Genomic DNA, 15,141 nt, shown 5'->3' with positions numbered 1-15,141 from the left:
AAAATAGTCTGGCAGCAATAGCGAGAAGGTCACACCCGTTCCCATACCGAACACGGAAGTTAAGCTTCTCAGCGCCGATGGTAGTTGGGACACGCGTCCCTGTGAGAGTAGGACGTTGCCAGGCATAATAATTATTAAACAAAAAAAGGGTGCCTCCAAAATAATAACTTTTGGAGACACCCTTTTTTTAACTAGAGGAAGTTTCTGAAAATTAGCAAAATAGACTTTTATATCAGTAGCAATACCTATTCTTTATACATATTTAGTTGGAGAAGATTCGAAATGATTATATTCACCTATATATAAAGTACTTTTGTCATACCTGGATTTTTCAAATTAAATCTGTCCTTGGTTAAATTTTTTATCTTAATCAGACCGTAAATCATTTGCTAGGTTTATCGGAAAAAGAGGAAAGTGTTTATGCGGTCATCCCGTTATCGGTAGAACCTACCAATTGGTCCTCTTACGGGAGTGAAAGTGAAAGAATGGTAACCTCAGAAGAGCTGATTCGCGAATTACAAGCGATTCAGCCTGATCACTATGTCCGCTCAAAGAAGGTAAAAGAATTCCCCATGTTAATCAAATTAAATCAAGCAGCCATGCTACATTCTCCTTCTTCGTTTGTCCCAGTCAAGGAAAAGCGAAATGTGAAAGCTAATGATCAACTGATAGCTCTGCCAGATACAGAGAGGATGTCATATGATCTGGTAACTGCGAGTCGAAATCGATTTTCTCAAAGCCTGGATTTCGTTTTGGAAAAGTCAGTCCACAGATAGTAGCTTATCTCTTACAGGGGGTGACGGACTTATTCTCGTATCGAAATGTTTTGGAAGCTGTGCATCATAACCATGAGCCACGCGTCTCGTTAAGTGTTTGTATGTATAATGTTGAAGAAATTCCTAATGGTGCATATCACTATGAACGTAATGCTCATGCACTAAGACAGATCCAACCCGGGGATCACCGACTCCTGCTCCAATCCGGGATGTCAACGGATAATGTAAATTTGTTCCAAGTTCTACTCTGCTTTCATGTGACAGGGGTGAGGAATTACGATAAAGATACATTCGGATATAGAGGATATCGTATCTAGCAGATGGAGGCAGGCATGCTCATGCAACGTTTACTTATCGTTGTATCAGCGTTAGGATTAGGAGGACACCACTCCTCGGGTATGATGTGAAATTGTGTGATCACCTATATAGGTTGGATACTCAAGGGAATACGGCTCTTATCCAAATTCCCATTGCCGTTATTGCGGAAATGTATAGCTGTCAGGTAGTGCGAGTATCGTGATATTTCGAGCGGAGGAATTGAAGGCGAAACCCCATAGATGAAGAAAAATGCATGGAACGGTAACTGTTTAAGAAAATTCGTTATGGATGAGATCCGGACTATGCTTGTGAATATAAATATGGAATATTTTTACATATTCTGTAAAATAGTATCTAACTTTTGTAAAATTATCTCTAAGTTTTGTAAAATTAATTAGAATTTTGGTATAATCGCCGTCTATTTTGTAAAATTAATTGATTTAGTGCAATGAAACTAAACTTCATTGCACTTTTCAGTATCTTCTAGATATCAACCTTATCGCTTCAATCGTTTTAAGACCTTATATTCAAAATCATCACGATTGATATCCAATCCCAAAACTTCATTTCGGAAGGTTTTGAACCGTCCATTTTCCACTTCTAGAGTAAAATACCCTCTTTCACTTAAAAGATTGATATCCCCAATGATATTTTTCCTGCGGACAGGATCAAATAAATTAACCAAATTAGGATTACTTGGATGTGGTTTGAATTGGCATCCTTGCTCCACACAAACTCTAATAATGTTTTGGACTTTCGGATGGGCAATACTCTCAATTTTTCTGGTTGCTTCGATACTAATCATATCATCACTCCTTTTCCCGTCTTAAAACCTTATGCATATGGAAAAACGAATATGCAATCCTTTTTAAGGAACAATGCTAATCTTTGCATAATTAGAAGGGATTTAACTTAAATGATAGAATAATGTAATACGATTCTACCCGGGTATGTCGACTAGAAAAGAGGTATTAATATGATTCATCTTGTTAATGGGGACGTGGTGGGCAGTAAGCTTGGAAATCTTCCAGGAGAGGTTCTCGTTTGGCGGGAAATGTATGATTTTGGTCCACTATCTGCTGACATTTCGCATATAAATTGGATTAGCTGTCGAGCAGCCTTTTTTGAAAGAAAGTTAGCTATTCCAGCATCATTATTCATTCAAAATTGTGTAGACCAAAATCAATTACTTTATGAAATCCCAAGGGAGACTGAGATTGTCCTCTGGTTTGAGCACGATCGATATGATCAGACGATGTTAATGTATGTGCTAAATGAACTATCCAAAAAAGAGTGTGAAAACCTATCGATGGTGACAATTAATGAGTATGAGGGAATCGATTCCTTTTATGGGCTGGGGCAATTATCCTCACAGCATTTGGAAGGCCTTTTTTATAAAAACAAACAACCCATTACAGATGAGCAAATAAAAGAAGCGGTTTCTGGCTGGAAAGCATATACGTCAAAGAATCCGAATGACATTGAAATTTGGATTGCTTCTTCAAAACAGGAATTACCTTTTTTGAAGCAAGCATTACAATCTCATTTACGCTATTTTCCATCAGTTCACACGGGTCTAAATGAAGTAGAAGCTTTGGTACTTAAATACCTTAATACAAATACCTGCCCCTTTGTGGAATTGTTTCAGGCCATTACGGTGCAAAAAATCAATGATGGTATTGGTGACCTTTATTTTGCCGCTATGCTTAATGAGTTAATGACTGGACCCTCTCCATTGTTGGAGGCGGATGGGCCATTACCTAGCTTTCAGAATCCTGAACCTAAAGCAAGGCTTAAATTAACTTCCTATGGTTTAGATGTTTTGAATGGACAAAAATATCAGATAGTGGCTGTTGAGCATGATTGGTGGTTGGGCGGGGTAAATTTTAAAGAGGATTATTGGTTTTGGAATAGGAACAAGCTTAAAAAAATTTAGGTCAGTCTCACACATTCTAGTGTAGTGCGGGGCTGACCTTTTCTACGTCTTTGGACTGAGTTGAAAATCAAGCTTAGGCGCAATTATGATAACTCAAGAAAAAAGGTAAGATGATATCAAGATATAAATAGGAGGAAAACAAAATGAAAAAATTTGGTTTGCTTTTAGCAGGTGGGATTGCCGCATTGATTTTGCTTTCAACAATTGGTCCGATGATTGGACTGATTGTTAGTGCCGTGCTTCTATATTTCATCTACAAAAAGTTTCTAAAAACGGAATCAACCAGTTGGAAAATTGGGTTAGGAATTATTGGGGTAATTGTTCTTTTAGCTTCACTTCACAATATTCCAGCGATTATTGGTGTGGCGGCTGCCTATGTTTTATACCTTGTCTATAAAAAATGGAACAGCAACAACCAGGTAATAATCAAGGAAGAATCAGACCCTTTCATTAATTTTGAAAAGCAATGGAACGAAATACAAAATTAGCAAGCAGCTGAGAATAACCTTCTGTTTAACGCTGAAATAAACAAAGAGCGCGGCCCCAAGGCCGCGCTCTTTGTGTGTTCATTATTCTTTTAAGAATTCTTTCGTGCTTCTGACCGTATCAATCGGACGCACCAATTTCTCGATTTGTTCCCGTTTCGGTTCTAAGAATGGCGGTAAAGATAATTTTTCACCTAGTGTTTCATAAGGCTCATCTCCCATAAATCCTGGGCCGTCTGTGGCAATCTCAATCAAAATCTGTGGTGCGACTCTTGTGTACAGCGATCCAAAGAAGTAGCGGTCAACAAAGCCAGATGTTTGGAAACCAAAGCTTTCCATATGTCCAATCCATTCTTCTAAAACAGATCGATCATCAACACGGAAGGCGGCATGATGGACGGTACCGAAGCCTTGGCGCGCTTGTGGCAGGATGGCATTAAACTCAACAATCACTTGGGCTCCATTGCCTCCTTCACCAACTTCAAATAAATGGAACGCTCCTTCTTGGCCAATTTCCTTAAATAATAGTACTTTTTCCATCATTTCTTTAAAATAGTCAAAATTTGCGACGCGAACAAAGATGGGGCCAAGTCCCGTAATGGCATAATCTAATGGGATGGGTCCTTTTTGCCAAGGTGTTCCAGCTGCAACCCCATGATTATTTTCATCAGAAATTAATTGATACTGTTGATTATCGAAGTCAACGAAGGACAATGTTTTTTTACCAAATTGCTCTTTAACGCCTGTATGTTTGACCTCCAAACGATCAAAGCGTTTCACCCAATATTCGATTGCGGCATCACTTGGGACACGGAAAGAAGTTTTTGATATTTCATCCGTCCCGTGTACTCCTTTAGGAATCCCTGGAAAATCGAAAAAAGTCATATCTGTACCTGGGCTGCCTGCATCATCAGCAAAAAATAAGTGATAGGTTTGAATATCATCCTGATTAACGGTTTTTTTAACTAAACGCATGCCTAAAACATACGTGAAAAATTCATAGTTCTTTTCTGCACTGCTAGTAATAGCTGTTACATGGTGCATCCCTTTTAATCCATTCATAAGTAAACCCTCCATTTGCCTTCTGTTATCCATATATATGTTAATAAAAGGCTTATTTAATAAAGTATCTTCTAAATAAAATTGAATTATTATCTTTAAACTATTTATCTTTAATTCGAGATAAATATAACACGTATTAAAGATGCTGTCAAAAATATGATAGGCTCAGAAGAATTCAATTTATCTTTTCTTGCAAAAATGAAATATATCAAAAATTCTCTATTTTTTTCCTAAATATTATTTGTTTATACCCTCTTGAACGAATATATTCCTCGCCTATTAAATAGGATTAACTAGGTACAGGTGCATATATAACTTTTCGAAAATAACGATTTTGCTTAAAAAGGAGGGTGACATGATTACGGTAAGAGGCCTTGTTAAGTCTTTTGGTTCACAGATTGTATTAAATGGCATCAATCTTTCAGTTGAGGAAAAAGAAGTTGTAGTTATTATTGGTGCAAGTGGTTCTGGAAAAAGTACACTTTTACGCTGTCTTAATTTTCTCGAGATGTTCGATCACGGCGAAATTTTCTTAAAAGGTGAAAAGATTATTCCAAATACTACCGACTTAAATAAAGTGCGTGAAGAAGTCGGTATGGTTTTTCAACAGTTTAACCTTTTTCCTCATATGAGTGTGCTTGAGAATGTAATGGAAGCTCCTGTACATGTTAAAAAATTGGACAAGCTACAGGCCAATCAAAAAGCCATGTCTTTACTCGAAAAAGTAGGATTAACTGACAAAGCAACGGCCTATCCGAGGAATCTTTCAGGAGGTCAAAAACAGCGGGTTGCAATTGCACGGGCGCTAGCGATGGAACCCCGAATCATGCTGTTTGATGAGCCGACATCAGCGCTTGACCCAGAGCTTGTGGGAGAAGTTCTTCAGGTTATGAAACGGCTGGCACAAGAGGGAATGACGATGGTTGTTGTCACACATGAAATGGGCTTTGCCCGCGAAGTAGCTGATCGGGTGGTTTTTATGGGAGATGGAAAGATATTAGAAGAGGGATCGCCAAAGGAATTCTTTGTTAATCCGCAAAATGACAAAGCAAAACAATTTTTAAACAGTATTCTATAAAAATCCGGAGGGGTTACTATGAAAAAAAGTTGGCTGGCAGGACTGTTCGTTTCTCTGTTCTTCGTTTCTATCATGTTGACAGCATGTAGTAGTTCAGAAAAAAGCAGTGGAAGTGACAAGAAGGAATTCGTATACGCGATGAGCGGGTTATATAAGCCCTTTAATTATAAAGAGAATGGGAAATTGGCCGGTTTCGATGTGGAAATTGGAGAAGCGCTGGCGAAGAAAATGGGAATGAAGCCGGTGGCTGTTACGAACCCTTGGGAAACCCTGATTCAAGGTTTGCAGGCCAAGAAATTTGATGCCATTTTAGCAAGTATGACCGTTACAGATGAACGCAAAAAATCGGTGAATTTTACTGATACGTACTACCGGTCAGGAGCACAAATTTTTGTAGCTAAAGATAATCAATCAATTAAGTCTGTTTCTGATCTGAAAGGAAAGAAAATTGGAGTTGTTAAGGCGAGCACATACAAGGCACTGGCACTGCAAAATACAGTTAAGGAAAATGTGATTGAATATGATAGTGATATTACTGCACTTATGGATCTTCCGACAGGAAGGTTAGATGCGGTTATTACAGACCAAATGGTTGGACTTCCTATTATTAAGGATGGGTCAATTAAGATAAAGGATGTCGGCGAGCCGCTCTCACATGATGACCAGTCAATTGCTGTTAGAAAAGAAGATAAAAAATTGCTCGATAAGTTAAATAAGGCCCTAGCTGAAATTATCAAGGACGGAACCTATGAAAAAATTAGTAACAAATGGTTTGGTCGCAGTATTTTAGGAGATTAAGGGTGTCAGGTACCCTTATGACTAACTTATAGAGAGGGTGTTAATCATCGTTCAAATCTTCCTGGACACCTACGAGATCTTTATTGCCGCGGCGCTTCTTACCTTGAGATTAACGATTACATCACTTGTGATTGGATCTGTTATCGGGCTCATTGTTGCTTTCTTCAGGATTTCTACCAATAAATGGTTGAATAAATTGGCAACAGTCTATATTGAATTAATTAGAGGTACCCCTTTGATTGTGCAAATTGCCATCCTATATTTTGGGATCGCTTCGGTTGTTACTTTTTCGCAGTTCTGGGCTGGGGCTTTGGCTTTAGCCATCCATAACGGGGCTTACATTGCTGAGATATTCCGCGGCTCCATCCAATCCGTAGATAAGGGTCAGATGGAGGCAGCGCGATCACTCGGAATGACCTATCCGTTAGCAATGAGGAGAATTATTTTGCCCCAGGCTTTCAAATTTTCCATCCCGCCGTTAGGCAATCAATTTATTATCGGGTTAAAGGATTCTTCCTTGGTAGCGTATGTGGGGATGGCCGACTTATGGGGGTCTGGCTTAAGTGAAGCGGCCTCGAATTATCGCCAATTAGAAACGTACATGGTGGTGGGATTCTACTATTTAGCTCTCGTTCTTTTATTTTCATATCTGCTTAGAAAATTAGAAAGACGGTTGGATATTGAATCAAAATAAATTTATTGTCCAAAAAGTTTTCACAATTACCTTGTTACTAATGATGTTAATCACAAACAAACATTTTTGGAAGTGTTAAGTTATTAATGAGAACAAATATCAAACGAATTGCAACCGTGAAGGAGAATATTGATATGAGTGAAATCATTAATAACCGCGAACATATAACTATTAACAATACAGAGCGCTTGGCCATTTTAAAAAACCTTTTTACTGATCTCCATAATGGAAGAAACGTCGATGAGGTTAAAGCCCACTTTGATGCCTTTATCGGAAAAATAACTGTCGATGAAATTACCCAACTTCAGCATGATTTTGTCGAAGATGGTAGTCTTACTGCGTCTGAACTTCAGCATATCTACAAGCAGCATTCAGCCATATTTGAAGGAACGATTAAAGAGGAAATCCGGCCAAATGGTCGGCCAGAAGATGAACCGGGGCATCCGATTCATACCTTTATAATGGAGAATCAGGAGATTACTAAGCTGTTAAAGACGAAAATGCTTGTCAACCTAGAGGAGTTTGAAAAAAACGATTCGGTAGATAATGCTTATAAACTTATTGACGATATTAATCTTTTACTGGATATCGATAAACACTATAGTCGCAAGGAGAATTTGATTTTTCCCTACCTAGAGAAATACGGAATCTATGGTCCGACCACAAATATGTGGAGAATCGATGACTTTATCCGGGACGCGATAAAAGATGGTAAACAAAAACTGGTAAATTACTCTGAAGACAAGGAAGCCGTCCTTGAAGTGCTCAATTATGTCATTCAAGAAGTAATCGGAATGATTTATAAAGAAGAAAACATTCTATTCCCGATGGCAATAAAGAATTTAACCGAGGATGAATGGGTCAAAATCGCCCATGAGAGTGATGAAATAGGCTTTTGTCTGATTGCTCCTGCGGTAGAATGGAAGCCGGAGAGAAAGGCGCTGGAGGATAAGGCCATTTCAGAAGGCTATATTAAAATGGAAACGGGTATCTTGTCATTAAAACAGCTCGAGTTATTATTAAACCATCTCCCGGTAGATATCACGTTCATCGACGATGAGGATGTCGTTCGTTATTTCTCTCATGGGAAAGAAAGAATTTTTGCGCGGACGAAAGCCATCATTGGCCGGACCGTCCAAAACTGCCACCCACCTAGAAGTGTCCATGTCGTCGAAGAACTGTTAGCTGACTTTAAGTCGGGTAAAAAAGAGAGCGAGGATTTTTGGATTAAGTTTAAAGATAAGTATGTATATATTCGCTATTTTGCTGTCCGTGATGAGAATGGTAAGTATATCGGTACCCTTGAATTCACACAAAATATCGATCCAATCAAAGCAATAGAAGGGGAAAAGCGGATTTTATTTTAAGAGGATAGAGAAACAGAACTGCCATTTCGATTGTTGAGAAATGGCAGTTTTTTTTGAAATCTTTCATCTAATATTGCGACAATAGTAGCTAATTTTAGTGGTTGCCTTGCTTTTACTGTCGATAGAAAAGCAGAGCATTTTCACAAAACTGTAACACGTTCAACGGAAAAATGGAAGAAAACGGAGATAATAAAAGTAAAGGAAGAGGTAATGAATGGAAAATTTAATATCACGAGGAGGGAAACAATGAAAAAACAAAAATGGATTGCGTTACTATTGGCTGGTGGGAAGGGAACAAGATTGAATCTGCTAACAAAATCACTAGTTAAACCAGCAGTCCCGTTTGGTGGGAAATACCGGATCATTGATTTTGCCTTAAGTAACTGCAGGAACTCTGGAATTGAAACGGTGGGGATCTTAACGCAATACAGACCTTATGTATTGCATTCCCATCTTGGCCATTGCAGTTATTGGAATTTATATAGCCGTTTTGGTGGACTAACCATTCTTCCGCCATTTCAGCGCAATAATTCTGGGGTCGAATGGTATGAAGGCACATCACATGCTGTCTTTCAAAACATCGAATTTATCGATCAACACAAGCCAGAGCATGTTCTGATTTTATCTGCTGACCAAATCTATAAAATGGATTATTCTTTAATGCTCGAGCAGCATATAGAAACCAAGGCAGATTGTACGATTGCTGTGGTGGAAGTCCCTTGGGAAGATGCCAGCCGCTTTGGTCTAGTGAAAATGGATTCGGAAAGTTATAAAATTGTCGATTTTGAAGAGAAACCGGAAAGACCTACTACCAATTTAGCATCTATGGGTATTTATATTTTTAAGTGGACCGTTTTAAAAGAGTACTTGCTCCAAGAAGAACAAAAAGAATTTAGCAATCGTGATTTTGGGAAAGACATCATTCCTTCCATGTTAGGTGATGGATTACAGCTCTATGCTTACTATTTTGATAACTATTGGAAGGACGTAGGAACCGTCCGTAGTTTTTGGGATGCGAACCTAGATCTTTTAAATAAGGAGACGAATATCTTTTTGCAAAATCCGGAATGGAGAATCCAAACTGTCGAAAATAATGTACCCCCGCTCTTTTTGGATGATTCGGCAAGGGTCCATCAAAGTTTACTAAGTGAAGGCTGTGAAATATACGGGACAATCGAAAGGTCCGTTGTCTATAGCGGTGTAAAGGTGGGCAGGGGGGCGCGCATTAAAAATGCCGTCATCCTGCCAGGTACGATTATTGAAGAAAACGCTTGGATTGAAAATGCTGTGATTGGCAGTCAAACAGTGGTAAAGAAGGGAGTTATTATTATCTCAAAGGACCCAAATCTGCATTTAATGGTTGTCGGCAATAATGTAACTGTTGATCCAGCATTTCAGGAGTTAACCAGCTTAAATACGGTCTTACCGGTCTCATCTTAGTATATTTGTCGATTTCCTTCCCTTATGAAGAATAAAAGAATTCAGAATTATATATTTTCATTTTTTAAAATGGTAAACTAGTAGAAATATCTTTTTACAAGGGGAAGGTCATAATGATTAAGGCGATTTTTTTTGATTTGGATGATACACTGCTTTGGGATCAAAAAAGTGTGAAAGAAGCCTTCGCAGCCACATGTCGTGTTGCAAAGGAACGGTATGGCGTGGATGAAGAGCAACTTGAAGAAGCCGTTCGAGAGGCGGCTAGAAAGATTTATTCTTCCTATGAATTTTATCCGTTTACGCAAATGATCGGGATCAATCCATTTGAGGGACTTTGGGGGGATTTTTTAGATAATCACGATGATTTTCGCAAAATGAAGGAAACTGTCCCTGCTTATCGGAGAGATGCCTGGACAGAAGGGTTGAAAGCAATCGGCGTGGAGGATGCGGATTTTGGTTTGGAGTTAGCGGAACGCTTCCCACAAGAACGCAGGAACCAGCCATTTGTCTATGAGGAATCTTTTAAAATTCTTGATACATTAAAAGAGAATTACCGTCTGTTACTGCTGACCAATGGCTCACCCAATCTTCAAAAAACAAAATTGGAGATTACACCTGAACTTGTTCCCTATTTTGAGCAAATTGTTATTTCTGGGGATTTTGGCAGAGGGAAGCCTGATCCAACCATTTTTGAACATGCACTTAACCTAATGTCCCTCCAAAAGGATGAAGTACTGATGGTGGGGGATAATCTCATGACAGATATTCTTGGCGCGAATCGAGCAGGTATCAAAACAGTCTGGATTAACCGTCATGACAAAGTCAGAAATGAAGTGGTTCCTACATATGAGATTAACCATTTGGAAGAACTGTTTCCTTTATTAGAAGACTTAAAATCAAAGTAAGTGCGCGCTTGTTGGAAAATTGCCGTTGGTATAGGCTTGTCCTATATTAAAGGCAATTTTTTTTTTTGAAAAAATGATTAATAATATAGAAATTATGTAACTTTGTTCCACTTTTCGGCGACTATATGGCTAAAGATCGTCTTGGAAAGGGATGAATGGAATGCTTAGAAATAAATGGTTTCTTTTAATCTTTTCAATTGTATTATTTGGCATTTTAGCAGGGTGTGGAACAGATGACACTCCAAAGGGCAATGCAGAAGGGAAAAAGACAGAGCTTCCAGAGCAGAATGAGATTGCTGCGAAGTTTCATGCAACAATTGAAACGAAAGCAGTAAATAATACGATGATGATTTTTTACAAAGTTAAAAATCTCTCTGAAAAAACAAAGAAACTGACTTTTACTAGTGGCTTGGAGGCTGATTATATTGTTTACGATTTAAAAGGAAAAAAAGTGAAGCAATATTCGGATGAAGTCATGTCAACACAAGCTATGAAAGAAGTTGAGCTAGGCAGTAATCAAGAAATCGCTAAGGAATTTATCATTTCGGATCTTCCTAATGGTCATTATAGGGTTGAGGTGTTCCTAACCGCTAAGGAAGAGGAAGCCAAAGTTGTCACGGATCTCATCGTTAACAATTCGTTTAACAAAGAGTCTGGTGTGCTCGTTGGCCAAATGGACCCCCATACCATCGAAGTCGATATAAACGGTAAAAAGACAGCCTTCCAGTTAACAGAGGAGGCCATTAAACAATTATCATCCCTAAAAGAAGGCCAACAAGTTTCATTTTTGTACAAGGAAAATGATAAAGGCCAAAAGACAATTCAGGAGTTTGTGTTGGAAAAGAAATAAAGAAAAAAAGCCTTTGCTAAAAATGTAGCAAAGGCTTTTTTACTGACAACTTTTGAATAATTTGGGCCATTATTTTTGTTAAATGTTATTCTGGTAAAATTTAATCATTATCAGATAATTATTGCAATTTAATTATAATCTAGGTAATATAAGACTTATCCTTTCGAAATAATCTAATAAATCATAAAAATAAGTTGAACATAGTTTAAATGGATAGTAATATTATTCTCGGAATATATCAAATGGAAGTAGAAAATTAGTAACCAGAAAGAAACAACTAGATAGGAGTATCGATTATGCAAAATAAATTACCCTTTTCAAGGTATTTCGTGATAGGAGTCATGTTGTTTGCGCTGTTTTTTGGGGCAGGCAATTTAATTTTTCCAGCAGCGCTTGGACAAAATGCAGGAACAAACGTATGGATGGCGATTGCAGGCTTTTTAATTACAGGAATTGGGCTGCCGTTTCTTGGAATCCTCGCGATGGGGTTCTCGGGTAGTAAGAATTTAGAGGAGCTGGCAAGCAGGGTTCATCCACTATTCGGGATTATTTTCACCTCGCTTCTTTACTTAACAATTGGTCCATTTTTTGCAGCACCGAGGACGGGAGCAGTTGCTTATGATATCGGAATTGCCCCATTCGTAGGCGAAAGCTTTGGACAAATTGGATTATTTATTTTTACCGCTTTATTTTTTATCGTGACATTATGGTTTTCATTAAACCCAGCCAAGCTAGTTGACCGGGTCGGAAAAATTCTTTCTCCAGCCATTATCATTCTTATATTTGTTTTACTAGTAATGGTTATTGTTAAACCACTAGGATTGATTGAGGCGCCACAGGCATCTTATGCAAACGGTGCTTTCTTCAAAGGATTTATGGAAGGCTATAACACAATGGATGCCTTAGCATCGCTTGTATTTGGGATCATTGTTATTAATTCAATTCGTTCGATGGGGGTCACATCTACTCGTGGTATTCTTTTAGCCTCAGCTAAATCCGGGCTGATTGCGACGATGTTTCTGGGAATTATATATGTTGGTGTTGCTTATTTAGGGGCAACAAGCACAGGAGCGTTCGGTCTATTTGATACAGGCGGTCCCGTTCTCGGGAAGGCATCTGAATATTATTTCGGAATGTTTGGTACGGTTATGCTATCGGTGATCATCCTGCTTGCTTGTCTAACAACCAGTATTGGCTTAATGACAGCCTGCGGTGAATATTTCCATACCCTTGCACCAAAAATTAGTTACAAAATGTGGGTATTCATCTTTTCACTCGTATCGTTTGCGATTGCTAATTTCGGTTTAGCGAATATCATTAATTTTTCGATACCAGTATTAATGTTCCTATATCCATTGGCTGTAGCTTTGATGCTGCTGACATTTTTGTCGAAGTTGTTTAACCATTCACAAATCGTGTATGCTGCTGCAATCTCAGTCACTTTTATGATTAGTATCATCGACGGATTTAAAACCTTCTGTGACCTGCTGGGTATGAAGTATTTTGGCTGGCTGACTCATATTGTTGCCTTTTATGAGCGAGTGCTGCCTTTATATAAGAATGGCCTTGGGTGGCTGCTTCCCGTTTTAATTACGATTTTAATTACAGCGATTTTTGTCAGTGCAAAGAATTTCTTTACTTTCCGTGTTAAAAATAATACAGAAAATGCTGCATAGAATCGGAATGAATAAATTTCCTTCTTAATACCTATTTGCATTTCTAGCAAAACTCTGTTATAGTTAAGAGGAATTATTTTTGTTAGTCGTAGGATAATAAGTGCTAAACTTTCTGTCTTGAAGTACTGAGCAAGGATAGTAACACAATGTGTGCGCAGCACACGAGGAGGAAACAACAATGGAACAAGGTAAAGTAAAATGGTTTAACGCAGAAAAAGGTTTCGGATTCATCGAACGCGAAGCAGGAGACGATGTATTCGTACACTTCTCAGCTATCCAAAGCGAAGGTTTCAAAACTTTAGACGAAGGTCAAGCTGTTACATTTGAAGTAGAACAAGGTCAACGTGGACCCCAAGCTACTAACGTTCGTAAAGCATAATTGAACCTATATATAAAAGACTCTCTTTATGGGAGTCTTTTTTTGTGTTTAAAATAATAGCTGTATAAAACTTTATTGTTGATATGACACTCTGTTGATTGGAGTGGAAGGCACGAAGACTCCTGCGGGAGACTCCCCGCAACGCCCGCGGAAAGCGAAGTGCCTGAAGCGGAAATCAGCAGACAGTTATGATAATAAAAAACCCTACTCTGCAGTTGAGTAGGGCGGTCTTATGAAACGTAAAGTAAATGGTAAACAAAGTATAGCATACAATCATCCTAATCCCTAATTTTAAATTGATTGAATTAATTGAAAAGAATTATAATGGGGATATGTTCAATCAAAAGGAAGGAAACAGTGAAAAAATTAGCCTATAAAAAATAGGTAAATTGAAATATTAAAATTATGAAACAAAAAACTTTATCTTTTTCAGAGGTGTTAGCTTTGGAATTAAGGCAATTACAATTATTCATCGAAGTTGCAAAACATAAAAGTATTACAAAGGCAGCAGAGGCTATGCATCTCTCCCAACCAGCACTGAGTAAATCAATCAAGGCTTTAGAGGACGAACTAGGGATGATTCTGATTATTCGTACTAACAAGACCAGTGACCTGACCGATGCTGGAAGGATTGTTCTGGAATATGCGCAAAAAATGTCTGGAGTCCTCTCTGAAATGAAAACAACCTTAAATGACATCACGAATTTGTCCAGGGGGCAGATCGATATTGGTTTGCCCCCGATTATTGGCAGTTTATTTTTTCCAAGAGTGATCGCAAAGTTTCATCGTGCTTTTCCTAATATCGAACTAACCATTACCGAATATGGCGGAGCAAGGGTCGTAAAGAGTGTCGAAGAAGGCGAATTCGAGTTGGGTGTTGCCGTTCTCCCGATTGATGAAGGGCAATTTGACGTCTATCCGATTGTTGAAGAAGAAATGAAATTATTAGTCTACAAAGATCATCGCCTCGCATCCCGTGAAGTGGTAGATATTAAGGAATTAAAAGATGAGGAGTTTATCTTTTATCATGAAGAATTTGCCCTTAATCAGATCATGAGAAATAAGTTTATTGAGGCAGGTTTTGAGCCGAAAATTCTGTTTCAGAGCTCACAGTGGGACCTGATGACGGAAATGGTGGCTGCTAACCTTGGAATCACCATTCTGCCACGATCGATAAGTAACCGCGCTTCTAATCCGGATTTAAAAATTATTGATCTGAAAGAAGATATTTTATGGCGACTTGCGGTTATCACTAAGAAAGACCGTTATATTTCTAATGCAGGTCGTACCTTTATTGATTTTATTTTAAAAGAACCATTATAACTTTTAGTTATGAAAATCATTCGGATTATGTATTTTACGAATGATGTAAAACAG

The 15,141-nt window shown here is 38.3% G+C and carries 15 protein-coding genes and 1 rRNA gene; 14 read left to right on the top strand and 2 right to left on the bottom strand.

All coding sequences use genetic code 11. From position 1 onward, the window contains the following. Positions 1-7 precede the first annotated feature (7 nt). Positions 8-124 (top strand): 5S ribosomal RNA (gene rrf / locus V7121_RS16020). 361 nt (positions 125-485) lie between these two features. Next, positions 486-776 carry a hypothetical protein gene (locus tag V7121_RS16015; RefSeq protein WP_335547207.1) on the top strand — a complete coding sequence of 97 codons (291 nt, stop codon included), beginning with the start codon at positions 486-488 and terminating at the stop codon, positions 774-776. A gap of 814 nt (positions 777-1,590) precedes the next feature. Here V7121_RS16015 and V7121_RS16010 read toward each other — a convergent pair. Then, a complete protein-coding gene (locus tag V7121_RS16010; RefSeq protein ID WP_335497238.1) occupies positions 1,591-1,899 on the bottom strand; it encodes a hypothetical protein in 309 nt (102 codons plus the stop codon). Positions 1,900-2,070: 171 nt separating this feature from the next. On the opposite strand from V7121_RS16010, the gene V7121_RS16005 reads away from it, so the two are divergent. Continuing rightward, positions 2,071-3,030 carry a DUF1835 domain-containing protein gene (locus V7121_RS16005; protein ID WP_335547205.1) on the top strand — a complete coding sequence of 320 codons (960 nt, stop codon included), beginning with the start codon at positions 2,071-2,073 and terminating at the stop codon, positions 3,028-3,030. 143 nt (positions 3,031-3,173) lie between these two features. After that, positions 3,174-3,518 carry a flagellar basal body rod protein gene (locus V7121_RS16000; protein ID WP_335497234.1) on the top strand — a complete coding sequence of 115 codons (345 nt, stop codon included), beginning with the start codon at positions 3,174-3,176 and terminating at the stop codon, positions 3,516-3,518. 81 nt (positions 3,519-3,599) lie between these two features. Here V7121_RS16000 and V7121_RS15995 read toward each other — a convergent pair whose 3' ends face one another. Next, the gene (locus tag V7121_RS15995) at positions 3,600-4,577 is read right to left on the bottom strand and encodes a ring-cleaving dioxygenase (RefSeq protein ID WP_420490724.1); all 978 of its coding nucleotides are present in this window, start codon (positions 4,575-4,577) and stop codon (positions 3,600-3,602) included. A gap of 355 nt (positions 4,578-4,932) precedes the next feature. Here V7121_RS15995 and V7121_RS15990 point away from each other — a divergent pair, with 355 nt between their 5' ends. The 10 genes from V7121_RS15990 (at position 4,933) to V7121_RS15945 (ending at position 15,087) form a co-directional block, all read left to right on the top strand. Beyond that, positions 4,933-5,655 carry an amino acid ABC transporter ATP-binding protein gene (locus V7121_RS15990; protein ID WP_335547201.1) on the top strand — a complete coding sequence of 241 codons (723 nt, stop codon included), beginning with the start codon at positions 4,933-4,935 and terminating at the stop codon, positions 5,653-5,655. Positions 5,656-5,673: 18 nt separating this feature from the next. After that, on the top strand, positions 5,674-6,453 hold the full coding sequence (locus V7121_RS15985; protein WP_335547200.1) for an ABC transporter substrate-binding protein: 780 nt from the start codon (positions 5,674-5,676) through the stop codon (positions 6,451-6,453). 43 nt (positions 6,454-6,496) lie between these two features. After that, the gene (locus V7121_RS15980) at positions 6,497-7,147 is read left to right on the top strand and encodes an amino acid ABC transporter permease (protein ID WP_420490594.1); all 651 of its coding nucleotides are present in this window, start codon (positions 6,497-6,499) and stop codon (positions 7,145-7,147) included. 134 nt (positions 7,148-7,281) lie between these two features. Further along, positions 7,282-8,514 (top strand): DUF438 domain-containing protein, encoded by a 1,233-nt coding sequence (locus V7121_RS15975; protein ID WP_335547198.1) that lies wholly within the window; start codon positions 7,282-7,284, stop codon positions 8,512-8,514. Between the two features lie 246 nt (positions 8,515-8,760). Continuing rightward, entirely contained in the window at positions 8,761-9,954 is a 1,194-nt protein-coding gene (locus tag V7121_RS15970; protein ID WP_335547196.1) for a glucose-1-phosphate adenylyltransferase, read from the top strand. 113 nt (positions 9,955-10,067) lie between these two features. Continuing rightward, the gene (locus tag V7121_RS15965; protein WP_335497218.1) at positions 10,068-10,859 is read left to right on the top strand and encodes an HAD family hydrolase; all 792 of its coding nucleotides are present in this window, start codon (positions 10,068-10,070) and stop codon (positions 10,857-10,859) included. Between the two features lie 160 nt (positions 10,860-11,019). After that, positions 11,020-11,709 carry a BsuPI-related putative proteinase inhibitor gene (locus V7121_RS15960; RefSeq protein WP_335547195.1) on the top strand — a complete coding sequence of 230 codons (690 nt, stop codon included), beginning with the start codon at positions 11,020-11,022 and terminating at the stop codon, positions 11,707-11,709. Positions 11,710-12,005: 296 nt separating this feature from the next. Next, positions 12,006-13,385: a branched-chain amino acid transport system II carrier protein gene (brnQ, locus tag V7121_RS15955; RefSeq protein WP_335497212.1), complete on the top strand. Its 1,380-nt coding sequence runs from the start codon at positions 12,006-12,008 to the stop codon at positions 13,383-13,385. A 178-nt stretch (positions 13,386-13,563) separates the two neighbouring features. Next, on the top strand, positions 13,564-13,764 hold the full coding sequence (locus tag V7121_RS15950; RefSeq protein ID WP_026568674.1) for a cold-shock protein: 201 nt from the start codon (positions 13,564-13,566) through the stop codon (positions 13,762-13,764). A 444-nt stretch (positions 13,765-14,208) separates the two neighbouring features. Beyond that, the gene (locus V7121_RS15945; RefSeq protein ID WP_420490723.1) at positions 14,209-15,087 is read left to right on the top strand and encodes a LysR family transcriptional regulator; all 879 of its coding nucleotides are present in this window, start codon (positions 14,209-14,211) and stop codon (positions 15,085-15,087) included. Positions 15,088-15,141 lie beyond the last annotated feature (54 nt).

It is taken from the genome of Neobacillus drentensis, from assembly GCF_036962125.1.
Taxonomy (GTDB): domain Bacteria; phylum Bacillota; class Bacilli; order Bacillales; family Cytobacillaceae; genus Neobacillus; species Neobacillus drentensis_B.
Note: the sequence above shows the minus strand (reverse complement) of the source record. Positions and strands in the feature narration are given on the sequence as shown.

Excerpts from the sequence above, each read along its gene's own strand:
- brnQ (WP_335497212.1), top strand. The coding sequence starts at position 12,006 with ATGCAAAATAAATTACCCTTTTCAAGGTATTTCGTGATAGGAGTCATG.
- V7121_RS15990 (WP_335547201.1), top strand. The coding sequence starts at position 4,933 with ATGATTACGGTAAGAGGCCTTGTTAAGTCTTTTGGTTCACAGATTGTA.
- V7121_RS16000 (WP_335497234.1), top strand. The coding sequence starts at position 3,174 with ATGAAAAAATTTGGTTTGCTTTTAGCAGGTGGGATTGCCGCATTGATT.
- V7121_RS15950 (WP_026568674.1), top strand. The coding sequence starts at position 13,564 with ATGGAACAAGGTAAAGTAAAATGGTTTAACGCAGAAAAAGGTTTCGGA.
- V7121_RS15965 (WP_335497218.1), top strand. The coding sequence starts at position 10,068 with ATGATTAAGGCGATTTTTTTTGATTTGGATGATACACTGCTTTGGGAT.
- V7121_RS15975 (WP_335547198.1), top strand. The coding sequence starts at position 7,282 with ATGAGTGAAATCATTAATAACCGCGAACATATAACTATTAACAATACA.
- V7121_RS15960 (WP_335547195.1), top strand. The coding sequence starts at position 11,020 with ATGCTTAGAAATAAATGGTTTCTTTTAATCTTTTCAATTGTATTATTT.
- V7121_RS15995 (WP_420490724.1), bottom strand. The coding sequence starts at position 4,577 with ATGAATGGATTAAAAGGGATGCACCATGTAACAGCTATTACTAGCAGT.
- V7121_RS16005 (WP_335547205.1), top strand. The coding sequence starts at position 2,071 with ATGATTCATCTTGTTAATGGGGACGTGGTGGGCAGTAAGCTTGGAAAT.
- V7121_RS16010 (WP_335497238.1), bottom strand. The coding sequence starts at position 1,899 with ATGATTAGTATCGAAGCAACCAGAAAAATTGAGAGTATTGCCCATCCG.
- V7121_RS15970 (WP_335547196.1), top strand. The coding sequence starts at position 8,761 with ATGAAAAAACAAAAATGGATTGCGTTACTATTGGCTGGTGGGAAGGGA.
- V7121_RS15985 (WP_335547200.1), top strand. The coding sequence starts at position 5,674 with ATGAAAAAAAGTTGGCTGGCAGGACTGTTCGTTTCTCTGTTCTTCGTT.
- V7121_RS16015 (WP_335547207.1), top strand. The coding sequence starts at position 486 with ATGGTAACCTCAGAAGAGCTGATTCGCGAATTACAAGCGATTCAGCCT.